This window comes from Sphingopyxis sp. LARHCG72 (assembly GCF_052871675.1).
Map to the genome: position 1 here is coordinate 168,205 of NZ_JBIXJU010000007.1, position 23,280 is coordinate 191,484.

Below are 23,280 nucleotides of genomic sequence, written 5' to 3' on the forward strand. Positions count from 1 at the left end.
AAAATCACACAAATCACCGCAACCATTCTATCAAAATTCAACATTATTCTTTATTTATCAAATGATTGATTAGAAAATAGAAGGCGCTTGGTGTGCCCGCAAGCTCGCCCATAAAATCGCCCGAAGCAGCGGCGCAAAGCCGTGCCGGGAGATGGAGCGCATGGCCGCAATCGCAATTCAGGACATTGGACAGACGCCGGCGGGAAGGACACCCTTCTATCGCCACCTCTATGTCCAGGTCCTTGTGGCCATCCTGCTCGGCGCCATCATCGGCCATTTCTGGCCCGTCTGGGGCGAAGCGCTCAAGCCGCTCGGCGACGGTTTCATCAAGCTGGTAAAGATGATCATCAGCCCGGTGATCTTCCTGACCGTCGTCACGGGCATCGCGGGCATGAAGGAAATCGCCTCGGTCGGCCGCGTTGCAGGCAAGGCCTTCGCCTATTTCCTCTTCTTCTCGACCCTTGCGCTGATCGTCGGCCTGATCGTCGCCAATCTGGTCCAGCCGGGCGCGGGCATGAACATCGACCCCGCGACGCTCGACGCGAGCGCGGTCGCCGATTTCGACAAAAAGGCGCACGAGGCGAGCCTGACGGGCTTCCTGCTCGAAATCATCCCGACGACCTTCCTGTCGGCATTCACCGAAGGCTCGATCCTCCAGACGCTGTTCGTCGCCATCCTGTTCGGCCTGTCGCTGTCGATGGTCGGCAAGCCCGCCGAACCCGTCCTCGACCTGCTCGAACGGATCGGGATCGTCGTCTTCCGGCTCGTCGCGGTGCTGATGCGCGCCGCGCCGATCGGGGCGTTCGGGGCAATCGCCTTCACGATCGGCAAATATGGCCTCGGATCGCTGGTCAACCTCGGGCAGCTCGTCGCGACCTTCTACCTGACCTCGCTCATTTTCGTACTCGGGGTGCTCGGCGTGGTCGCCCGGCTCAATGGCTTCTCGATCCTCAAGCTCTGCCGCTACCTCAAGGCCGAATTGCTTCTCGTACTCGGCACCTCCTCGTCCGAAGCCGCACTGCCCAGCCTGATCGAGAAGATGGAGCGCGCGGGCTGCGAAAAGTCGGTCGTCGGGCTGGTCGTACCGACCGGCTATTCGTTCAATCTCGACGGCACGAACATCTATATGACGCTTGCCGCGCTGTTCATCGCGCAGGCGTGCAATGTCGAACTGTCGCTCGGCGATCAGGTCGCGCTGCTCCTCGTCGCGATGATCAGTTCGAAGGGCGCCGCGGGGGTGACGGGTGCGGGCTTCATCACGCTCGCCGCGACATTGTCGATCGTGCCGTCGGTCCCGGTCGCGGGCATGGCGCTGATCCTCGGCATCGACCGCTTCATGTCCGAATGCCGCAGCCTCACCAATTTCATCGGCAATGCCGTCGCGACGGTCGTCGTCGCGCGCTGGGACAATGCGCTCGACCGCGAACAGCTGCGGCTGGCGCTCGACGGACAGCCCGCGCCCGGCATCGCCGCGCCGCCGGTCGAACAGGATATGGATTAGGGGCCGAAGAGGTCCGGAAAAAATAACAGGGAGGATGACAATGAGAGGTACGAAATCGGCAATGCTGCTGACGAGCACGGCGATCTGCCTGCTCGCCTGCGCGCCGGCCCGGGCGCAGGACAGCGGCGCGGCAGCGGACAGCGAAGCGCAAGCGGATGATACCGCGGCCGCAAACGACATCGTCGTCGTCGGCACACGCATCGAAGGCGCGCGCGTCACCGAAGCGCTGCCCGTCGTGGTCGTCGGACAGGACCGGATCGACGCGATCGGCGCGGTCAGCGGCGACGAACTGCTCCGCAACATCCCGCAAATGGGCGATGTCAGCTTCAACCCCGGCAACAATGCGCAGACGAGCAACGCGGCGCGCGGCGACGTCGGCTCGGTCAACCTGCGCTCGCTCGGCGTCGGCAACACGCTCGTGTTGCTCAACGGCCGCCGCATCGTCACCCATCCCGCGAGCCAGGGGCTGTCGGATACCGGCACTGTCCCGGTGCTCAGCTACAATTCGAACGCGATCCCGACGACGGGGCTCCAGCGGCTCGAGGTGCTGCTCGACGGCGCCGCGGCGCTGTACGGTTCGGACGCCGTCGCGGGCGTCGTCAACACCGTGCTCAAGGACAATTACGACGGTCTCCGGCTCCAGGGCCAATACGGCGGTGCCGAGGGCACGCACCTGCGCGAATTCCAGGGCAATATCCTGGCCGGCAAGAGCTTCGACCGCGGCAACATCACCGTGTCGTTCGAATATACCGACCGCGCGGCGCTGCGCGCCGAAGATCAGGACTTCACGGCCTCGGCCGACCTGCGCCCGCTGTTCGCCGACTATCCGGGCTTCGCCGGGTCGACGACCCCCGATGCGCGCGCAACGCGCGGCGCCTGGCCCGCTCTGATGGTCCCGGTCACCGGCGGCCGGCCGCGTCGCGGCACGACCAACCTGACCACCGCGGCGGGCGCCTTCACCGTGCGCCCGACCAGCCTCGGCGGCTGCACCCAGCAGCTCACCGCCGACCTCTGCCTCGTGAACACCGCGCTCGCGACGACGGGCGCCTTCCGCAACCTGCGCTACGACACCGCGGTCGGCACGACGGTGATGCCTAGCGTGAAGCGCTACAACGCCTTCGCTAACGGCCATTATGACCTGACCGACGATCTGACGCTGTTCGGCGAGTTCGGCTATTACCGGTCGAACACGATCCGCATCCAGCCGCCGGTGATCAACCTCAACCAGATATGGATTCCGGCGAGCAACTATTGGAATCCGTTCGGTGCGGCGACGATCAATGGCCAGCCCAATCCCAACCGCATCGCGAATCTGACCAACGTGCCCGCCGCGGGCCTGCCGGTGCTGCTCACCACCTATCGCTTTGTCGATACCGGGCCGCAGCGGGTGAAGGTGACCGGCGAGCAGTTGCGCGGCCTGATCGGCGTGCGCGGCGAGGCAGCGGGTTTCAAATGGGACAGCGCCTTCGTCTATTCCGAAGCCTCGGCGGTCGATAGCAGCCTCGCCGTGCGCAGTTCGGCGCTCCAGCAGAGCCTCGCGCTCGCGACCCCCGACGCGTACAACCCGTTCAACGGCGGCTGCATCGACAGCCTGAGCTCGGGCGATTGCACGCCGAGTTCGCAGGCCGCGCTCGACGCGATCACCTTCCAGCTCCAGCGCCGGTCGAAGACGACGCTGACGATGGGCGATTTCCGCGCCTCGCGCGCCGATCTGCTCACCCTGCCCGGCGGCGACCTTGGCGTCGCCTTCGGCCTCGAGGTACGGCGCGAAACACAGCGCGACGACCGCGATTCGGCGGTCGACGGATCGAGCCCCTTCGTCGACGCCGTCTCGGGCGCGGTGACGATCAGCGACGCCGCGGCGGTCAGCGACAACCCCGACACCTATGGCAAGCGCACCGTCGCGGCCGCCTATGCCGAACTCGCGGTGCCGATCGTGTCGGAGGAGATGAATATCCCGCTCGTCCGGCGTTTCGATATCCAGTTCGCCGGTCGCTACGAACATTACAGCGATTTCGGCAGCGTCGCCCGCCCGAAGGTCGCGGCGGCGTGGGATGTCGTCGACGGCTTCCGCCTGCGCGGCTCCTTCTCGCAGGGGTTCCGTGCGCCGAACCTCGAACAGGTCAACGCGGTCGAATATGCGCGCCTCGCGACCAGCCAGGACTTCCTGCGCTGCGAGGTGGACCTGCGCGCCGGACGGATCGCCAACTTCAACGCCTGCGGCAACAATGTCGGCTATTCGCGCCGCGTGTCGGGGAACCCCGACCTCAAGCCCGAGAAGAGCACCAACTATAATCTCGGCGCGGTGTTCGAGCCGACCTTCCTGCCCTCCGACCTCGGACGCATGACCTTCACCGTCGACTATTGGTCGATCAAGCAAAAGGGTATCGTCGGCATCCTCGGCAACGATACCGCGATCGCGCTCGACTATCTGCTGCGCCTGCAGGGATCGTCGAACCCGAACGTCATTCGCGATGCCGCCAACGCCGACGATGTGACCGCATTCGCGGGCACCGGCATCGCACCGGTCGGCCGCATCACCACGGTGCGCGACCAGTTCATCAACCTCCAGCCGCAGACGGTGCGCGGGCTCGACTTCGCCTTTTACTGGCAGTCGCCGAAGACCGACGTCGGCAAGTTCGACTTTGCCGTCAACGCGACGCGCCTGCTGAAATTCTCGCGCGCGCCCGGCGATGCCGTCGATACACTCGTCGAAGCGCGCGCGAACGGCGACATCAACGCCGCGACCCCGCTCCCCGAATCGCAGAATCTGATCGAGGCGAACGGGCGCCCGAAATGGCGCGGCACCGCGTCGCTGACCTGGTCGCTCGGCCAGTTCCAGATCGGGGCGTTCGCGCGCTACACGGGGGCGGTCGACGAACTCGCCTTCGTCGATACGGATGGCAATCCCTGGCGCGTGAAGTCGCAGGTGACCGGGAATCTCTATGCGCAGGTCCGCATTCGCGACGACGCCGGGCTCGGCGGCGACATGCGCTGGCGCGTCGGGGTGCGCAACATCACCAACGAAAAACCGCCGCTGACGTCCGAAGGCTATCTGGGGTCGCTCTACAGCCCCTATGGACGTTACTGGTACACCTCGGTCACGGCGGAGTTCTGATATGAAAAACGGGCACGGCATCTGGTTCCTGATCGGCGCTGCCGCGCTCGCCATCGCGCCGGCGGGGGCGGCAAAGGAGAGCGCGCCCGCGCCGACCACCGCCGGCGCGATCCCCTCCGCACCACCCAAAGCGGAACCGAAGACGATCCTGTTCATCGGCAACAGCTTCACGCAGGGCGCGCATTCGGCGGCGCGCAACTGGCGCGCGGGGTCGGTCACCGACCTCAACAGCGCCGGTTACGGCGGCGTGCCCGCGCTGTTCAAACTGTTCGCCGAGCAGGCGGGGCTCGATTACCGGGTCAGCCTCGAAACGCAGGGCGGCAAGTCGCTGGGCTTCCACTATGACGAGCGGCGCCAGCTGTTCGACGGCAAGTGGGACATCGTCGTGCTGCAGGAATTCAGCACGCTCGACCGCGACAAGCCGGGCGATCCCGCCAATTACATGCGCAATGTCGACCGGCTCGCCGCGCTGTTCAAGGCGCGCAATCCTGCTGTCGACATCCGGCTTGCGTCGACATGGACGCGCGCCGACCAGACGTACAAACCCGGGGGGCATTGGTACGGAAAGCCGGTGACGGCGATGGCCGATGACCTCCGCGCCGCGGCCGACCGTGCACGCGCCGCCAATCCGTCCGTGGCGGGCGTCGTGCCGGTCGGCCAGGCCTGGAGCCGCGCGATGGCGACCGGCGTCGCCGACCCGAACCCCTATGACGGCATCGCCTATGGCCAGCTCGATCTGTGGGCCTACGACCATTATCACGCGAGCGTCGCCGGCTCCTATCTGTCGGCGCTCGTCACCTTCGGCGCGATCACCGGCGTCGATCCGACGAGGCTCGGTCCCGGGGAAAAGGGCGCCGACGAGCTCGGGCTGTCGGATGCGCAGGCGGCCGCCTTGCAACGCGTCGCGCGCGACGAATTGCAGGACCAGAAAAGCGGCTTGCGCTGAAACGGAGCGCCGGGACCTAAAACCGCTTGCGGACGGTCAACTGCACCGTGCGGCCGAGCGGATCGACTTCATAACGTTCATAGCCCGGCGGCGTGCTTCCGTCAGCGAGCGTCGCGCGACGGTAGGCATCGAAAAGATTGCCGATGTCGAGCGAGATCTGGAGGCCCGAAAGCCAGCGCGGCTTGTTCGCATCCCGCATCAGCTGGGCCGGTTCGGCGTGGAGGCGCAGGTTCACCAGCGACAGCGCAGCAAAGCGATAATCGCGTCCGCCGTCGTTCACACCCGTATCGCGAAGCCGGAAGCCGCTTTGCCAGCTTGCGTCCAGCGTCGCCCCGAAGCCGGCGCGCCCGGCGACCAGCTGCAACCCCACATTGTGCCGCGACTGCGCCGTCCCGCCGCGGAGACGGTCGATCGGCGGGAAGTCCGCGCTGGTCACCAACTCGCTGCGCAAATGCCAGCCATGGTTGAGCGTGAGGGACAGGTTCCAAAGCCTGGCGGCGGCAAGCGGATCGGTCGATGCGGCCGCCGCTTTCGCCCCCGGTACAAATGAAAGCGTCATCGCGCTGTCGAGCCGCTCGGTCGTGTCGCGGACGATACGTATGGCGCGCGCGTCTACGCGTATCAGCCGCCCCGACGCATCGCGGACAAACCGGTCGGGAAAGGCCCTTTCGACCGCCTGCGTTACGCCGGGGAAGCCGCCCGCGCCGCCGGTAGAAACCCTTTTGCGATATTCGACCGAGAGCATGAGCAGCCGCGGATCGAACGGACGCAGCGTCGCGCCGAGCGCATAGGCCCGGCGCCGGCCCGAACCCAGTTCCGGATTGCCGCCCGTAACCCAGATCGGCTCGGCGATCTCCTGCCTTGCGAAGTCATAAACCCGCCTGACCTCCTCGCGGTAGGGCGCATTCAATTGCTCGATCGGAGGCGCCAGTTTCGCAAAGCTCGTCTCTGCATTGATGCGAAACGCGGGAACGGGGCTCCAGTTGGCGCCCAGCTCGATCCGCGGCTGCGGCGGTTCGTGCCGCCCCAGCCCCACGCCCGCAGCAATGTCGAGCGACAGGTCGCCGAGGAACGCCAGCACGTCTTCCTTGCGGTTCGCGACGGGCACGACAAGGGCGAACCGGCCGTCGAACCGGTCGCGCCCGGACCGGACCACCGCGCCGCGACCTGCCAACCCGTCTTCATACCGGCTCCACGACCGGTTGCGGTTCATCCCGATCGACATGTTCGCTGCCAGCGGCCCGGCGGGCAATACGGCAATCGATTTGCCCAGAGTGAGCCGCGCCGCCAGATTTTCACCCCGTGCGCGCGTGCGGTTGGTGACGAATCCGGCGCCCGCGGTATCGTCGGACTGATCTATGGCGCCAGTCGACCAATCGCGTGCATAGCTAGCATTGAGAATCGCGCGCCAGCCGGCGACCGATCCCGACAACGTCATGGCGAGGCCAAGGTTTTTCGAATTCTGTCTGCCCGACAACCGCTCGGCTCCGCCCGCCACCAAATCTTGGCTGACGATCCCTAGGCCCTGCCGGCTCCTGTTCGTCCCGGCGCTGAGGCTGAACGATCCGGCCAGCGGCCCGATCGGCCGCGAAAGGCCGAGCGTCGCCGTCAACAGGCGCGTTGCGGGGAGGAGCGACAGATAATCGTCGGGATCGGAGCCATCGACGGTACGCGATGCCGGCGCGCGCGCGCTCCTGAACAGCGCGCTTTCACTCGACAGCTGGACCTGCGCATTCCATCGCGCCTTGCCATCGATGACGAACCGGCCCGCGGACAGGCTCGCACCGTGGCGCCCGCCGGCGGTCGGCAGTTTCACGCCGGCCTGCGTTTCCCACGACACGAAATATTTCTTGAGGACGAGGTTCACGACGCGCCGGTCGCCCGCATATCCATATCGTCCGGCCGCTTCGGGGGGAAGGATCGCCAAGCGCTGGAGCGCTGCGGGCGGATAGCCGGCAAGGTCCTGGACCGCATCGACCCGTTCGCCGTTGATCAACAGGATGGGCTGTTCGTCGGGGCGGCCGGTAAGCCGCGAAATGCTGCGCACGAGATCGCCGATCGAATAGGCGCCATAGGCCGCGATCTGTTGCTCGTCCAACTCGGTCTCGGGTTCGACCAGCGCTTCGCCATAGCGGGCGGTGACGACGATTTCCTCATCGCCACCGACCGGAACCGCTTCGCCACCGGACCCGGACGACCGGTTGTTTCCGGTCTGTTCCTGCGCTGTGGACGGAGCAAGGGACCAAAGCCAGGAACAACCCAGAACCGCCGCAAGGCCCAAACGGCCGAAGCGGAATGTCCGGGGCACATCGCCATCTGGCGACGGATTACCCATCATTCGCCGTAAAGCCCGATATCAACTTCCTCCATCCCTCTACCGCCCGTTGCCAACCCTGTCCTGCTGTTCATCACCCGTGTGTTGGGGCGAGTGATGAAGCGCCGTGGAGGGAGGGGTCGGCAAGCATGACAGGGTCGGCATAAACGATCGGCAGTGGGACCGGGAACAGGGACCGGACCGGACCAACGAACGATGGGGCGCCGCGTCCCTGGCGCTGTGCCCCGTCCATTGTCCGAACATTTCTCATAACGCGTCGGATCGCGAAAACGACCGGAGAGCCGTCAGCCCCCCGGTCGCTGCCCGAAAGTCGGCGTTACAGGTTCAGGTTCGGAATGTAGATGTCGGCCTGATGGATCGTGCAGGTGTCGTGCGCCGGGTTGACCGGCGGCAGCGTCTTGCTGGTGATCGACAGGATCTTGCCGACATTGTCCCAGTCGCCGCGGACGGTGCCGTAGCAGGGTTGGTTGGCGACCGTATTGGCGCCCATCGTGACGTCGATCTTCGTCGCATCGCCCGAGACGACGGCCGCCGACCAGGTGCCGTACGGCACGACGGCGATGCAAAGGAAATCGCCCGGCGAGACGCTGCGCGAGGTGATCGAGATCGTGCTCGCGCTCACCGAGCCGCTGAGCCCGACGTCGCACGTCACATTGACCGACTGCTCCAGATTGGCGCTGCCGCTGCCCGATACCGAACCGCTGCTGTCGACGGTCGAGAAGGATTGAGCATGAGCTGCCATCGGCATGGCGAGCGCTACGGCGGTTCCCATCAGGGCCATTGCAAATTTCTTCATGGCACTTCCTCTTCCTGTGTCTGTGTTGCTTTGGAAAGGCCGAACGCCTTTCAATCACTATGACGCGAATGGCATGAAAGAGGGGGGATAGCGGGCGCAGATATTCCACGAAATCAACACACTTTTCTGTCGATGCTGCACCAAGGACAGTCGCCGACAATGGAGGCCGCCGCTTCGCCCCGGTTCGAAGCGGCGGCCCCAGGAGAGGGCCCGATACTGCCCTAGAATTTCACCGTCGCATTGAGGCCGACGATGCGCGGATCGAGGGTGAAGATGTTCGTGCTCAGCCCGGTATCGTCACTGTTGGTGAAGGTGCCCGTGATCGGCGCCTTGTCGAACAGGTTCTTGACATAGAGCTGGAGCGCGAAGTCGCCCTCGCCGCGTGCCAGCGTCACCGCCAGATTGACATTGTCCCACGCGCGCAGCCGGTCATATTCGGTATTGAAGACGCGCGCGAAGCTCTTGCCCTGCCGGTAATAATCGCCGCGGAAGGTCAGCGTCCAGTCACCGCCTTCGAGGAACGCCGTATATTGCGCCCCGATATTGAAGGTATAATGCGGCGCATTCGGAAGTTCGTTACCCCCGAGGTCGGCGTAAAAACCCCTGCCCCCGTTCGGCGCGTCGGTCAGCGGATTGTAGGTGAAGCCCAAGAGCTGGTCGAAACGGAAGGCCGGCTGGACGTTGGACACCGCCGGATTGAACGTGCCCCAGCGCGCCGACCCGGCGCAAAGCGCGGACAGCATCAAGGTCTTGAGATCTTCGGTCGCACCGCCGAAACCCAAAATCCGCTGGACAAGGGCCGTGGGCGCGACGCAGTTCGACGGAACCTGGATCCACGGGCGCAGCAGCATCCAGTCAGAATTGCCCTGTGTCCGGTCCATGACGTCGATCGATTGCGCACCCTTGCCGATCCGCGTGTCGAGCAGGCCGAGCGTCGCATCGAGCCGGAAATTGCGCGACGGCCGCCACGCCGTCTCGATTTCCAGCCCCCACGTTCGGGCGTCGAAATTCTCGTTGAGCGAGATGCGATCGACGATCTGCGAAATCTGATAATCCTGGTAAATATTGTAAAAGGCAGACGCGTTCAGCGTGAACCGCCCCCCGTCGAAGCTGTTCTTCGTCCCGATCTCGATCGCCGTGACATATTCGGGTTTGAACGTCTCGGCGAGCGGTTGGTACTGGACCACGGTCGGGTTGATATCGGCGCGCGGCGGATTGGCGCCGCCGCCCTTGTAGCCGCGCGAAGCCGACGCATAGAGCAATGTATCGTCGGTAAAGGAAAGCCGGGGCTTCCAGTCGACGACCAGCCGCCCCGTGACGGCGTTCCATTTCTGCTTGATGTCGGGCAACTCGCGGAAGCCCCGGTTGATATAACCGCCCGTTCCGGTGCCGCCGCGCGTCGGGTCGTTTTCGGTTGAACCGAGCAGCAACTGGCTGGGAACCGGCGTCGCGGTCTTTTCGTCGCGCGTATAGCGCAGGCCGAGCGTCAGCTTCAGGTCATCGGCCGCCTGCCAATAGAGTTCGCCGAACACGGCCTTGGACTTGGTGCGCACGGGATTTTTGCTGCGGAAATAATTATGGCCGTCCTCGGGTCCCTCACCGATCGGATTGGGATCGACCCAGACGCATTCGCGGGCGGTTACCGTGCCCACGCCGCAATTGCGGGTCTCCCCCGTATTGCCGACGCGATTGTAGAAATATTCGCCGATCAGCGAAAACAGGTTGTTGTAGACGAAATAGTCATCCTGCGATTTGAAATCGAGATAATTGGCGCCGATGTTGAAATTGAACGGGCCGTCGGATGCCGATTGCAACCGCACCTCCTGCGTCCATTGGCGATTGCGCGAGCGGCTGAGATCGACCGCGAGGATGCGGTTCGACGGCCCCAGTTGCGGGTCGGTATAAATGCCTCCCGGCGTCGGCCCGGCGCCGACCACGGGCCGCGGTGCACCGATCGCGTTGGATACCAGCCCGGTCGAGCTGTTGAACACCGGAGCGGAGACGAAGCGGTTATAATCCTGCGACGAATAATAGCGATCATGCGCATAAGCGCTCTGCGACACGAAGGTCAGGCTGTCGCCGAGGCCGATTTCCATATTGAGCTGGAAAACATCGTTGTTGGCGCGAAAAACGGGATCATAGCTGGTTTCGATCTCGCGGAAGTCGCGCGACTGGACGACGTTGCCGAAGGGGTCGAAATTGCGCGTGATCGGAAAGACCGGGCGGCGCGGCGTGGTCGACGGGTCGAACCCCATCTGCATATTGACCTCGGGGAACAGCACGAAGGCCAGCGCCTTGGCATTGGGCGCCCCAAAGGCAGCGTCGCCGTAGAGCGAGGCCGACTGGCACCCCTGGCTGAACCGCGCCTGCAGGAATTCCGGTACCGCGATATTGCCTACCTGCGTCACGCCCGGATCGCGCGTGCAAAGCTGCTTGCCGGTGCGCGAGCGATTGTCGTCTTCCTCGAAATGCTGCCAGATCGCGTTGATGCGGAACCGGTCGCTCGGTTCCCACTGGATCGACGCCCGCGTCGACCAGAGGTCGCGGCCGTTGACGCGCTGCTGCGTAAAGCTGTTGTAGTCGAAGCCTTCGCGCTTCGTCATCGCCCCGGCGACGCGCACCGCCAGCGTATCGGTGATCGGGACGTTGAGCATACCCGAAAGGCGGCGCGTCTCGAAACTGCCGACTTCGCCTTTTATTTCGCCGCCAAAGCGGTCGTCGGGTAGCGCCGGGATCACATTGACGACGCCCGCGGTCGCATTGCGGCCATAGAGGGTCCCCTGCGGCCCGCGCAGCACCTCGACGCGTTCGAGGTCGAAGAATTCCGATTCGAACAGGCGGTTGCGAATGAGCGGCGTGTTATTGAAGCTGACCGCCACCGCCGGGTCGTTCGAGGCCGAAATGGCCTTTGTGCCGATACCGCGGATGGTGAAATCATAGCCGCTGAAGTTGCTTTTCGTGAAATTGACGTTGGGCACCCCGCGCACCAGTTCGGCCCCGCCCTCGATTTTCTTTTCGTCGAGCGCACGCGGCGTGAAGGCCGACATCGCGATCGGCACGTCATTGATCTTTTCCTCGCGCTTCTGCGCGGTCACGACGATCTCGGTATCGTCCACCGTTTCCGCGGTGGCGGTCGGCGGATTGGGGTTTCCCACCGGCTGGAGGACGAAGATATTGCCTTCGCGGCGATAGCTGAGCCCCGTCCCTTTGAGCAGCGTCCGCAGCGCCGTTTCAGGATCCGAACGCAGGCTGAACCCGGCGCTCTGCTTGCCATGGACGATCAGCCCGTCGGCCATGATCGTCATGCCGCTTTGCAGGCCGAAATCGCGCAGCGCGCGGGCAAGCGATTGCGGGGGGATATGATATTTGACGTTTGCGTCGCGTGCGAGTGCCGGCGCGGACGCGAGAGCGAGGCTGCCGATCGCAACGCCGCCGAGAAAAAGCTTACGCAAATCACATGCCCAAAGGCGCATGTCCCCTCTCCCTGAACCAAATATCCGCCGGGGTTATCCCCGGTCTCGACGCCCGTACCGAGCGCAATCCTGTAGACGCATCACGTCCGGAATCAGGGGGATAGGACGCAAAAATTTTCACCGATGTTAATGTCAATTTGCTGCATCTGCGAAATATTTTTCCCACACCGCTCTTTGCCTCCCCCCCATCGGGCGTTTCGCGCGTCTGTGAAATGAGCCTCATCCAAAAATCGAGGACGACCAAATCGGGGACCGGGATGGGTTCGGGGATGCTGCCGCAATGAAACCAATGCTTTGGAGCCAATGGCCATGCCCGCGCTTTCGGGATATGTCTTGACAATGCCGCTGCCGCACCAGGACCGCGATCTGGAAACATGGATGACGGCCTATGGCCCGGCGCTTCGTCGTTTCTTTCGGCGCCGCGCGCAGGAAGCCGATGTCGACGACCTGGTGCAGGACGTGTTCTTGCGGCTGCAGACCGCGCAGTTCGGCGCCCCGATCGACAATGTCGAGCGATACTTGTTCGCGACCGCGCGCAATGTCCTGATCAGCCGATACCGCAAGCTCGCCTCGCGATCGGCGCTGCTCGAGGATGAGTGGAGGGACGGCATCGAGGTCGCCGACCAGCTTTCGCCCGAACGCATCGCCATCGGCCAGCAGGAATATCGGCGCGTCGTCGACGCGATCCTCAGCCTGCCGCCGCGCGCGCGCGAAGCGTTCGAGCTGCACCGTTTCGAGAACCTCACCTATCAGGCCATCGCGCACCGCATGGGGATTTCGAAGGAATCGGTGAAGGAACTCATGCACCGCGCGCTGGTCCGGCTTGCCGAGCAGATGGAGGACGGCCGATGACCGGCGACCCGTCCATCCGCGACACGCTGCGCGCCGAAGCCGCGCACTGGTTCAACCTGCGGCTGTCGGGCGACATGACGGTCGACGACGATCTTCGCTTTCGCGAATGGCTTGCGCGGTCGGACGCCCATCGCGAGGCTTATGGCCAGATCGACTGGGCGTGGATCATCGCCGGCACCGCGGCGGGCGATCCCGCGCTTGCGGCACGTCCCGAACCCGAGGAGCAAGCCACCGCCCCCGCGGCCCCGCGTGCGCGGTGGCTGGCGCTCGCCGCGTCGCTTCTCCTCATGGCAGCGGTCGGCTGGACGGTTGCGCCGAAATTCTGGCCCGGGACCGGCGTCGAACGGCAGGAGCAGGCGTTCCAGACGCGAACCGGCCAACGCACGAACCTGACGCTTGCCGACGGGTCGAATGTGGTGCTCGATTCCGAGACGACGATGCGATTCCGCGACACGCCCAGCGAACGGCTCGTCGAGTTGGTGGGGGGCCGGGCATTTTTCCGCGTCGCGCGCGACCCGTCGCGGCCGTTCATCGTCAGCGCCGGCGGCAAGCGCGTACGCGCGGTGGGGACCGCCTTTGAAGTCAGCCTGGAAAAGGGCAATATCGCGGTCATCCTGACCGAGGGCAAGGTCCGCGTCGACGAGGGTGCGACCGGTTCGGGCAACAGCACCGACATGGTACCCGGCCGTCAGCTGGTGATCGGCGCCGACCGCAACTGGACGCTCACCCGCGTCGATGTCCACAAGGAAACGAGCTGGACCGAAGGCCGGCTGATCTTCATGCACGACCCGCTGTCGCGGGCGATCGACGACATGAATCGCTATTCGACGAGAAAGCTGGTTTTCGAGGGGCAGCGCGTTCCCGATCGAGAAATCGTCGGCGTGTTCCAGGCCGGCGACGTCGATGGTTTTGTGAAAGCGCTCGAGCTCAACGGGATCGCGCGCCGCGTCTCGACGACAGGCGACGAAATATTGCTCAGCGCGGAACCTTGAAGGACAGCCCGGTCGCGATTCACGCCGGTTCCGGCGGCGGGAAAAGTCCCGACGGCACCAGGAACAGGGGAAGGATATGCGCGACGAGGTCGCGCATCGCGTCATCCCCCTGGTCGAGCATGGCGCGCAGGTGCGGCCCGATCACCGCATCGCCAAAGGCACAAACCGCCATCATCATCACCAGAGCGCGAACGCGTTCGGGTGCCGCCTCCTGCTGCGACCGCGCGATCAGCGCGTCGACGAGTTCGCGCACCGCTTTGCGCACCGGATCGAGCTGCCCGACGTCGCCCGACAGGACGATCCACGCCGCAAGCTGCCCCGCCCCGCCCTTGCCGAATGCGTCGAAGACCCGGTCGGCAATCGTCCGCGGCGCCGCGGTGTCGGTCTGCAGAAGGTCGACCACATCGTCGAGCGCAGTCGTCAGGTCGGCGACCATCGATCCCATCAGGCTCGATTGCAGGCCCGCCGCCGATCCGAAATGATGGATGACATTGGCGTGCGACATGCCGATTTCTTCGCCGATATTGGCGAGCGTCACCGCCGCAGGCCCGCGGTCGAGCAGCAATCGGCGGGCGGCGGCGAGTCCTTCCTCGCGAACCTCCGCCCCCGACCGCTTGCGCCGTTTCTGATGCGGCCGCGCCTGCTTGTACATTCGGCTCATCCTTTTGCCCCCACCGGCCGTTTCTTCGGGGAGTCCTTAGCGCAAGGCACCCGATTGTCATAACTCTGCCCCAAAAGCGCGACGAACGGCAGCGTGCGAGGATATTTGCCGGGTGTTGCGCATCGTCGTTGATCGATATATATACATTGATGTTAATGTTGATTCGTGGAGTCCCCTTATGCCTTCGCAGACGCAAACACCCGACAATCTCAGGATCGAGAAGCGCGACCTCAAATTCGGGCGCGAGACTCCGCCGCCGCGTTGGTGGCATGGCGGCGACCCCGGTCGCACGGCCTTCTTCAACGCCCTGTCGTCGACCTTCCCGGTCGGCGAGAAATTCTTCATGACGGCGGTGCGCCACTACCGGAGCGGGACATCGGAGCCGCTGCGCAGCCAGATCGACGACTTCCTCTATCAGGAATCGATGCACTCGCGCGAACATGTGGTGTTCAATCGGCAGGCCGAGGATGTCGGGTTCGACATCGCTCCGCTTGAGGACCGCGCGCGCCGTACGATCGCGTGGGTCAAACGCCGGTCGCCGCTCCAGCAGCTCGCCGCGACCTGCGCGCTCGAACATTTCACCGCGACGCTCGCGCACGACGCGCTTGCCAATCCGCACCATCTCGGCGGTGCGAGCGAGGAGGCGGGCCGGCTATGGCGCTGGCACGCGATCGAGGAAATCGAGCACAAGGCCGTCGCCTTCGACACCTATCTGCACGCCGCTCGCGACCTCTCGCCATTCCGCCGCTGGCTGAAGCGCAGCGTCGTGATGGGCGTCACCACGGTCCGGTTCCACTATGTGATCTTTCGCAACACCGCCGACCTGCTGCGCCAGGACGGGCTGAACAATGCGCGGACATGGCGGACCCTGCTCGCGTATCTCTATGGCCGTGACGGCCTGATGCGTCATCTCCTTGCCGGCGTGTTCACTTATATGCGACCCGGTTTCCATCCTTGGCACCTCGACGATCGCGGACTGCTGGCGCAGGCTCTCGCGCTTCTGAACGCCGGTGAAGCCAGGGAGCAAATGGCATGACGCGCTGGCCTCTCGCCGCGATCGCCGCAGTGGCCGCGACGATATCGGCTCCCGCCTCTGCCAGCGGGATCGCGGGCATCTGGTCGACCGGCAGCGCGGGCGGGCGCGTCGAAATCTATCGTTGCGGCGCCGCCTTCTGCGGCAAGATCGTCGACGCGCAAAGGCTGCGCGGCAACCCGGACCTGCGCGACGTCCGCAATTCGGACCCGAAGCTTCGCCAGCGCCGGATCAAGGGCCTCGTCGTCCTGAACGGCTTCAAGGGCGGCCCGAAGTCATGGGAAGGCGGCCCGGTCTACGACCCGGAATCGGGTGACGGCGCTCCGCGGGGTCAGTTGAAACTCCTTCCCGACGGCCGGTTGGAACTCAAAGGCTGCGTGGCGTTTTTCTGCCGCACCAAAATCTGGTCGAAGATAAGCTGAGCGCGGACGCTCGCGGCGGGGCGGCACCGCGCGTTTTCCATGGCCGACGGCGACAGGTCCGCCCAATCCGGCGTTCAGCGGTTGTCATGCGCATCGGCACGGGCGGGGCTTTGCCGACTGCTCCGAAGTTCGGGGTCCGCAGCGGCCAGATTGGCGATCACATGGAGCATCAGCCGGCCCAGCGCATCGACTTCGGCATCCGACATATTGCGGGTGGCATGCGCGTGGATTTCGGCGGTTACCGGCAAAAGCTGCCTTTCCAGGCTCCTGCCACGCGGCGTCAGATGGACCAGTATTTCGCGCCGGTCGCTCCGGTTGACGTCGCGGCGCACCAGCCCCGCGCGTTCCAGTGTGCGGAGCGAAACCGCCGTCGTGGGGTCGCGCATCGCGATCCGGCGGCTGAGTTCACGCTGGCTGATCCCGTCCTCGCGCCAAAGCTGGCGCAGAAACGTCCATTGACCCGACGATATGCCATATTCGCGGGTATGCTGTTCGCGCAGCCGGGAAAAGGAACGGAAGATCAGACGGGCGAGATAGCCGATACTGTCGTCGAACGCCCAATAATCCATCGTTATCCGCTGATCGCTCATCATCTTTCTTTCCCCGGGAAGCGGCCGAACGGAAGGCCGCCTAGCGCCGGACCGCGACCGCGACCGCCTCGACCAGCTCGTCCAGCAACGTTTGAAGGAACGGGTCGGAGAGATGGCCCGCCGCGTCGAACGCCCGATGGGCGTGCGGCACGCTGAGCTGCTCGGGCACCACCCAGGCCTTCACGGTAGTCAGGATATGGCGGAGCTGCGACAGACCGCGCAGCCCGCCGAACGGGCTCGACGATGCCGACAGCAGCGCGAAAGGCTTGCGACGAAAGGCGCCATAGGCCTGCGCCGCCTCGCCTTCTCCCGGACAGGATATCCAGTCGAGCGCGTTCTTCAGCATCGCGGTGACCGAACCATTATGTTCGGGGCTCGCGATGATCACGGCGTCGTGCCGGCTGAACATCGCCTTGAGCGCCATCGCCTCGGGCACCTCGTCGATCGTCAGCGCTTCGGTGCCGAACAGCGGCAGGCGGTAGTCCGCGAGCGACAGCCGCGTCGTCCGCAACCCGCGCCCATCCGCCGTCTGCGCCGCGCAACCGATCAGCTTCTCGTTGAGCGAGCCCGTGCGGATGCCTCCGGTCAGCAGCAAGAGTTCGGGCCGCTCCATTCCGCCTCTCCCTTCGCTGTCAGAAGTCGAGCGACAGTTGCAGCGTCACCGTCCGCGGCGCCCCGACCATCGCCATATGGCTGTTCCCGCCGAACGTCGGCGTGTTGAACGCCTGCGTGATCGTGACCTTGTCGGTCAGGTTCCGACCGACAAGCGCGACTTCCCATGGACCGTCTTCACGCCCGACCGCGATGCGGGCGTCATATTTGGTGAAGGCCGGCTGCGAATTGAGCGGATTCATGTCGGGCTGAAAAAAGGAACGCGACTGGTAGTTGGCCGACACGCGGGCGAGCGCATAGAGGTTGCCGGAGACCGGATATCGCGCCTCGACGAAGCCGTTCGCGGTCCATTCGGGCGCCCGCACGAGCCGCGTTCCGGCGAGATTGTTGGTACGGGGCGTGCAGGTCGGCGGCGCATCGTAGAGGCAGGCCCCGCCGGGATAATCCTTGTAATGCGCGTCGAGGTAACCGAGGCTGCCGCCGATCCGCCAGTTGTCGCCGATACCGATGTCGGTGTCGACCTCCACCCCCTGCGAAATGGCCGAGGCGGCGTTGCCGGTGATGAAGGCGGTGCCATTATATTCGGAGACCTGAAGGTCGCTGAAGTTCGTACGGAACAGCGCGATGTTGAACTGTCCCTTGCCGTCGAGGAAGCGGAACTTGCCGCCGATTTCCCACGAGCGCGCGCGTTCGGAATCGAACTGGAAGGTCGCGAAGCCGTTGCGGATATTGTAAAGGAGCAGCGCGTCGTTCGACACGAAGCCGCCGCCCTTGGTCCCCGTCGCATAGCTCAGATAGACATAGGCGTCGCGACTGAACTCGTAACGCGCACGCAGTGAATAATCCCACAGACTCTCCTTGCGCGTTTCGGTGATGTCGTAGGTCAGATAGGTCGGCGGAAAGACGCCGTTGTTGAACGAGCGCGCGCGCCCGCGGCGCTTTTCGTCCGAATAGCGCAGGCTGCCGCTGAGCATGATCTGTTCGGTCACCGGCACCTCGAGCGACGCGAAGGGCGACCAGCTCTTGCCCTTCTGGTCGAACCGGCGCGTCGACAGCCCGTTGAGCGGCAGCGGCAAGCCGACGCTCGCGGCGCCGAACAGCGACGCCTGCTGGATGTGGAGGTCGGTGTCGATATAGGTCAGGCCCGCGATGAACGAGCCGCCGTCGCCAATCTCGCGCTGCGCGCGCACTTCCTGGAACAGCGAACTCGACTGTTCGGTGATGTCGGATTCGAGGAAGGTGAGCGGCCCGTCATAATCGGAGTTCACCCCACCATCGAGATCCTGCCAGGCAGTGACCGAGGTGAAAGTCCAGTCGCCGACGTCGAGGTTCATCGTCAGCTGCGCCATCGTCGTTTTGGTGTCGTCATATTCGGGATTGATCGTCCGCGCCGCGCGGCGGAACGATGGATATTCGGGGACGTCCGCGCCCGAATTGCGCACCGCGTTGCACAGCGCGCAGGCCGCGCTTCCGATGTTGTTGAAAACCGTGGTCCCGCCGTCGATGCGGTTCGACGAATGCTCGACCTTGACCAGCGCCTCGAAAGCGTCGGTGGGCTCCCACAAAAGCTGCCCGCGAACCGCCTCGTAGCGCGATCCATTCTCCTCGCGGCCGGTGATCGTATTGCGCATGAAATCGCCGATCGCGCCCGCACGGCCGGTCAGGCGGACACTGAGCGTGTCCGAAATCGGACCCGACACCGCGCCCTCGAGGTTCCAGCCGCCCTGCTCGACCTCGCCGCTCGCGCGGACGAAGCCTTCGAACGTGCGCGTCGGGCGGCGAGTGACGACGCTGATCGCGCCCGCGTTGGTGTTCTTCCCGAACAGCGCGCCCTGCGGCCCGCGCACGACCTCGACGCGCTGCACGTCGAGCAGCGGGTTCTGGAATGCGCGCGAGCGGCTCAAATAGACGCCGTCGATGAACAGCCCGACCGACTGCTCGAACGACAGATTGCCCGTCCCCGCCCCGAGCCCGCGCATCGTGATCGCGAAATTGCCGTTGGTGCGGTCGATCTGGAGGTTGGGGACGCTGTCCTGGACATCGTCGAACAGCAGGATGCCCTGTTTCTCGATCTGGTCGCCGCTGACCACCGCGACCGAGATCGGCACCTCCTGCAGCGTCTGTTCGCGGCGCGTCGCGGTGACGATGATCGTCTGGTCGTCGCGCGCGGTGGCACCATCCGCCGCCGCCTCCTGCGCAAGGGCCGGCGTTCCGAGGGCGAGCGCCATCGCCCCGCCGCAAAGCAGTCTTTTCATTCGCATTGTCCCTCTCCCAAAGGTGACGGGTCAGGTCAGTTTCAGCGTGTCATATTGTAGTGCCGGACCCGGATATTCGGCGCCCTTGTCCGCACCAACCTCGGCTTCGATCAGCGCGTTGGTCTTGGCATTCAGGCGTTCGATGAGCGATTTGTGCGCGTCGGGGCGCCAGGCGAGATTGTCGATCTCGTCGGGGTCGGCCACCGTGTCGTAAAGTTCGAGGTCGTTATACGCGACAAGGTCGCCCCAGCGCTGCGGGATATGATGCTGCGCGGGCGCGAAATAGCGCGCAAACTTGTAGCGGCCGTCGTGCACACCGCGGTGCAGGCGGCGGAGCATCAGGTCGTTTTCGGCCAGCGGCTTCGTCTCGGCGGCACCAGCGGGCGCATCGGGGGCGTTCCACCCATAGCGCACGGCATAGTTGAACAGCACCCCCACCTCGTCGCGGCGCGTCCGCGCGGTCGTCGAGGCGATCGCCGCCGACAGGTCGTGACCGACGAGCTTCGGTTGCATGTCGCGCCGCGCGCCCTCGTCGACCCCCGCGAGCGACAGCATCGTCGGGACGAGGTCGACCGCGCTGCCCAGCGCATGCGTCGAACGCCCGCCGGGAAGGTCGGGGTGGACGACGATCAACGGGACACCGACATCCTCCTTGTAGATCGTACCGCCCTTCTGCCGCATCCCGTGCGCGCCCGCGCGTTCGCCATGATCGGACGTGAAGACGATGACCGTATTATCCAGCTGGCCCGTGGCGACGAGGGCGTCGAACACCGTCTGCATGTGGCGGTCGACGTCGCGGATGCAGTTGAAATAATAATTCTGGTTGCGGCGCCAGACGTCCTCGTCCGAATGCCGCATCCGGCCATAGAAGGCCCCCGAACTGGCGTTGATCGCGGCGTGGGCGCGCGGCTTGCGCGACAGGTCGTCGGCATGGAAGCTGCGCGGCAGCGGAAAGTTCCAGTCGCGACCATAGATCGGGTCGCCCGGTGCGGCGAGCAGCGGCGCGACAAGGTTCGGCCGTGCTCGCGTCGCCTCCCCCTCGCCGCTCGGATCATAGAACATGATGTCGTGCGGATTGACGAAATTGACCGCCATGAACCAGGGCGCGTCGCCCTCATCATCGGCAAAGCTACGAAGCTGGCCGGCGGCCTCGGCGGCGGTCACCCCGTCGCTCATAAAGCCTTCCCACGACAGTCCCTCGCGCTCGCCGTTGAAATTATAGCCCGAAAAACCGAAGGGCTCGAGGAGGTCGCTGGTGTTCGGGAATATCCCGCCGGCGACGCCGCGCAGGTTCAGCCCTTCGTTGATGTTCGAAAGGTGCCATTTGCCCTTGTAGGCCGTGCGATAACCGGCGCGGCGCAGCATCGTCCCGATCGTCGGGATTTGCGGGCTGAGCTGGGGATGCGGCGGCGAATTGGGGTTGGCATAGACGCCGGTGTGCTGGGTGTGCAGTCCGGTATAGATGTTCGAGCGCGACGGCCCGCACGGCGTCGTGTTGACGTGGAAGCGGTCGAAAAGGATACCGCGCTCGCGCAGCCAGTCGTGCGCAGGAAGCGGCAGGCCGGCGGGAATGTCGGCCAGCGCACGCTCCTGATCGTTTACGATAAAGAGGATGTTGGGCCGCGCACCGCGCCGCTTGCCGGACGGCCGCGTTTCCGCTCCGGTCGCCCGGGCGCCGTTCGCCGCCACCAGCGCCGCCGCACCTCCGGCGAGCAATGTCCGCCGGCCAATCTCTGCCTTCTCGCGCATCCCGTACCTCCCAAAGCCGGTTATGCTGATGTTTTCTTAGTATGCTAAGATAATGACGGCTGCAAAATATTTGTCAAGTTGCTTGCGCAAATTTTTAAAAGACCGGGGTGTTGGGCGGCAGGCCGATCAGCGAGCGTCCGAGCAATTCGGTCGCGGCGTCGAAATCATAGACGACATGGCTCGCCATCACATTAACGTCGCGCAGCGCGCGCTGCAGCGGGCTGCTCGTCATATGCGCGCTCGACCCCGCTCCTTCGACCAGCAGCCGGATCGCGTCGCGGCACAGCTCCATCGCGAGCGCAACCTGCGCACGGAGCGCGATGCGATCCTCATTGCTTACCAGCCCGTCGCCCGCCGCCTCGGTCAGCGCCACATTGCGGCGCCCGACCTCGCGCAGGATCATCTCCGCCGTCGCGGTCTTCGCCGCCGCTTCGCCGAGCCGCATATGCGCCGAGGCTTTCTCGTTCTGCTTGACCGTCGTGCCCAGCATCGTGCGAACGCCGATGCGTTCGCGGAAATGATCGACCGCCGACCGCGCGACGCCGACCGCGCCGATCGCCGCCGTGATCGCGAGGAAAGGCGTCATCGGCATCCGGTAGACCGGGTTATGCGCGTGGAGTTTCGCACCGGGGGCGTTGCCGTTCCGCATCTCGCCCATGTCCATCACGCGATGGTCGGGAACAAACATGTCGTCGCAGCGAATGTCGTTGCTTCCCGTCCCGATCATCCCGTCGACGTGCCAGGTGTCGAGCACTTCGACCTCTTCCGCCGGCAAGGCGAAGAAGAGCTGGCGCGGCGGGCTTTCCCCCGGAATCACGCCGGTGACCATCACCCAGTCGGCATGCATGACGCCGGTGCCCCATTTCCAGCGGCCGGTCAGGCGATAGCCGCCGGGGGCGGGCTGCGCGACGCCCGGCGGATTGGTCGCGCCCGGCGCGATGATATAGGGAAAGGCGCCACCGAAGGTTTCGTCCTGCAAACCCTCCGGAAACTGGGCGAGCATCCAGTTGTGCTCGACGCAAAAGGCGGTGACCCAACCGGTCGAACCACAGCCCTCGGCGATCGGCAGCATCGCGTCGATGAAGCTGTCGATGTCGAACTCGAGCCCGCCGTAGCGTTTGGGAACGAAATGATAAAAGACGCCGGTCCTGCGGATCGCGTCCCAGACGGCATCGACCGGGCGGCGCAGCCGCTCGCATTCGAGCGCGTGCGCGGCGACGAGCGGCTTGAGCGCGGTCGTGCGGCGCACCAGTTCCTCGGGCGTCAACGCCGCGAGTTCCTTGCGCGACAACCAGTCGCCGCCTTTCGGAATCCGGCGATCGGCGAAGGCCTCTGCGTCGGCCCTGTGCGTCTGAACGGCAATATTCATGACATTCTCTCCCGGCGAGCCGTTGAATCGGCTGTTGCGGCCAGAATAGGCCGGGCGGAAATAATGTCAAGAAACTTAACTAAATCGGCGAAGCCTGTCCGGCCTCGTCGGACTTTTCCAGCGCGCCGGGCGGCACGCGCGGCGGATCGCCCCAGTCCATCCGCATCGCGTCGCGCAGGCCGTGATAGGCCGGAAGGCCGATCCGCTCGACCAGCTTCAGTTCCAGATAGTGCAACGCCTTGGCGGCCGCTCGGCGCGTGTCGTTTGCATTTTCGGCGAAACGGACGATCCGCGCGCGCCGGTCGTCGGGATCGGGAACAAGCTCGACGATGCCGCGCGCCTCAAGTTCGCTGAGCATCAGGCTGATCGCCTGCCGTGTGACGCCGAGATTGCGGGCGATGCGCGTCGCGCGATGCTCGCCCGCCGAGATATTGGCGATCAGCATCGACTGCGCGCGGCTGACGTTGGGAATTCCGGCTTCCTTGAGCGCGGCCTGCAGCGCCTCGTCGAACCAATAGACGGCACTCAGCAGGTTCATCATCAGGAACGGGCTATCCATCGTCGTCTTCCTTTCGG

General features: G+C 64.9%; 17 protein-coding genes. 7 read left to right on the plus strand and 10 right to left on the minus strand.

Going from position 1 to position 23,280, the window contains the following annotated elements; all coding sequences use genetic code 11:
- Positions 1-160: 160 nt before the first annotated feature.
- From ACIPPQ_RS16600 to ACIPPQ_RS16610, 3 genes are read left to right on the plus strand one after another with little or no spacing between them, the layout of a single operon-like run.
- Entirely contained in the window at positions 161-1,501 is a 1,341-nt protein-coding gene (locus ACIPPQ_RS16600) for a dicarboxylate/amino acid:cation symporter (RefSeq protein ID WP_446545172.1), read from the plus strand.
- 40 nt (positions 1,502-1,541) lie between these two features.
- A complete protein-coding gene (locus ACIPPQ_RS16605; RefSeq protein ID WP_446545173.1) occupies positions 1,542-4,619 on the plus strand; it encodes a TonB-dependent receptor domain-containing protein in 3,078 nt (1,025 codons plus the stop codon).
- A 1-nt stretch (position 4,620) separates the two neighbouring features.
- Positions 4,621-5,565: a DUF4886 domain-containing protein gene (locus ACIPPQ_RS16610; RefSeq protein ID WP_446545174.1), complete on the plus strand. Its 945-nt coding sequence runs from the start codon at positions 4,621-4,623 to the stop codon at positions 5,563-5,565.
- A 16-nt stretch (positions 5,566-5,581) separates the two neighbouring features.
- On the opposite strand, the gene ACIPPQ_RS16615 is transcribed toward ACIPPQ_RS16610, so the two are convergent.
- The 3 genes from ACIPPQ_RS16615 to ACIPPQ_RS16625 all read right to left on the minus strand — a co-directional run bounded on the left by ACIPPQ_RS16615 (position 5,582) and on the right by ACIPPQ_RS16625 (position 12,148).
- Positions 5,582-7,873: a hypothetical protein gene (locus tag ACIPPQ_RS16615; protein WP_446545175.1), complete on the minus strand. Its 2,292-nt coding sequence runs from the start codon at positions 7,871-7,873 to the stop codon at positions 5,582-5,584.
- Positions 7,874-8,216: 343 nt separating this feature from the next.
- Positions 8,217-8,696 carry a hypothetical protein gene (locus tag ACIPPQ_RS16620; protein ID WP_446545176.1) on the minus strand — a complete coding sequence of 160 codons (480 nt, stop codon included), beginning with the start codon at positions 8,694-8,696 and terminating at the stop codon, positions 8,217-8,219.
- A gap of 221 nt (positions 8,697-8,917) precedes the next feature.
- Entirely contained in the window at positions 8,918-12,148 is a 3,231-nt protein-coding gene (locus ACIPPQ_RS16625) for a TonB-dependent receptor domain-containing protein (protein ID WP_446545177.1), read from the minus strand.
- A 330-nt stretch (positions 12,149-12,478) separates the two neighbouring features.
- Between ACIPPQ_RS16625 and ACIPPQ_RS16630 the strand changes: the two genes are divergently transcribed.
- Together ACIPPQ_RS16630 and ACIPPQ_RS16635 are read left to right on the plus strand one after the other, a co-directional pair.
- The gene (locus ACIPPQ_RS16630; protein WP_446545178.1) at positions 12,479-13,021 is read left to right on the plus strand and encodes an RNA polymerase sigma factor; all 543 of its coding nucleotides are present in this window, start codon (positions 12,479-12,481) and stop codon (positions 13,019-13,021) included.
- Complete coding sequence (locus ACIPPQ_RS16635; protein WP_446545179.1) at positions 13,018-14,013, plus strand: FecR family protein; 996 nt, start codon at positions 13,018-13,020, stop codon at positions 14,011-14,013. Before ACIPPQ_RS16630 ends, ACIPPQ_RS16635 begins: the two co-directional genes overlap by 4 nt.
- Positions 14,014-14,032: 19 nt before the next feature.
- Here the strand turns inward: ACIPPQ_RS16635 and ACIPPQ_RS16640 are convergent, their stop codons facing one another.
- Positions 14,033-14,665, minus strand: a complete 633-nt coding sequence (locus ACIPPQ_RS16640; RefSeq protein WP_446545180.1) for a TetR/AcrR family transcriptional regulator — start codon at positions 14,663-14,665, stop codon at positions 14,033-14,035.
- A 187-nt stretch (positions 14,666-14,852) separates the two neighbouring features.
- On the opposite strand from ACIPPQ_RS16640, the gene ACIPPQ_RS16645 reads away from it, so the two are divergent.
- Complete coding sequence (locus ACIPPQ_RS16645) at positions 14,853-15,710, plus strand: metal-dependent hydrolase (protein ID WP_446545181.1); 858 nt, start codon at positions 14,853-14,855, stop codon at positions 15,708-15,710.
- A complete protein-coding gene (locus ACIPPQ_RS16650) occupies positions 15,707-16,129 on the plus strand; it encodes a DUF2147 domain-containing protein (RefSeq protein WP_446545182.1) in 423 nt (140 codons plus the stop codon). Before ACIPPQ_RS16645 ends, ACIPPQ_RS16650 begins: the two co-directional genes overlap by 4 nt.
- A gap of 74 nt (positions 16,130-16,203) precedes the next feature.
- Here ACIPPQ_RS16650 and ACIPPQ_RS16655 read toward each other — a convergent pair whose 3' ends face one another.
- From ACIPPQ_RS16655 to ACIPPQ_RS16680, 6 genes are all read right to left on the minus strand, one after another.
- Positions 16,204-16,722 (minus strand): MarR family winged helix-turn-helix transcriptional regulator, encoded by a 519-nt coding sequence (locus ACIPPQ_RS16655; RefSeq protein WP_446545183.1) that lies wholly within the window; start codon positions 16,720-16,722, stop codon positions 16,204-16,206.
- Positions 16,723-16,759: 37 nt separating this feature from the next.
- Positions 16,760-17,332 (minus strand): NADPH-dependent FMN reductase, encoded by a 573-nt coding sequence (locus ACIPPQ_RS16660; RefSeq protein ID WP_446545184.1) that lies wholly within the window; start codon positions 17,330-17,332, stop codon positions 16,760-16,762.
- A 19-nt stretch (positions 17,333-17,351) separates the two neighbouring features.
- Complete coding sequence (locus tag ACIPPQ_RS16665) at positions 17,352-19,586, minus strand: TonB-dependent receptor (RefSeq protein WP_446545185.1); 2,235 nt, start codon at positions 19,584-19,586, stop codon at positions 17,352-17,354.
- A gap of 30 nt (positions 19,587-19,616) precedes the next feature.
- On the minus strand, positions 19,617-21,335 hold the full coding sequence (locus ACIPPQ_RS16670; protein ID WP_446545186.1) for a sulfatase-like hydrolase/transferase: 1,719 nt from the start codon (positions 21,333-21,335) through the stop codon (positions 19,617-19,619).
- 94 nt (positions 21,336-21,429) lie between these two features.
- Positions 21,430-22,704, minus strand: coding sequence for a hypothetical protein (locus ACIPPQ_RS16675; RefSeq protein ID WP_446545187.1), 1,275 nt, complete (start codon positions 22,702-22,704; stop codon positions 21,430-21,432).
- 79 nt (positions 22,705-22,783) lie between these two features.
- Positions 22,784-23,263, minus strand: a complete 480-nt coding sequence (locus ACIPPQ_RS16680; protein WP_446545188.1) for a MarR family winged helix-turn-helix transcriptional regulator — start codon at positions 23,261-23,263, stop codon at positions 22,784-22,786.
- Positions 23,264-23,280 lie beyond the last annotated feature (17 nt).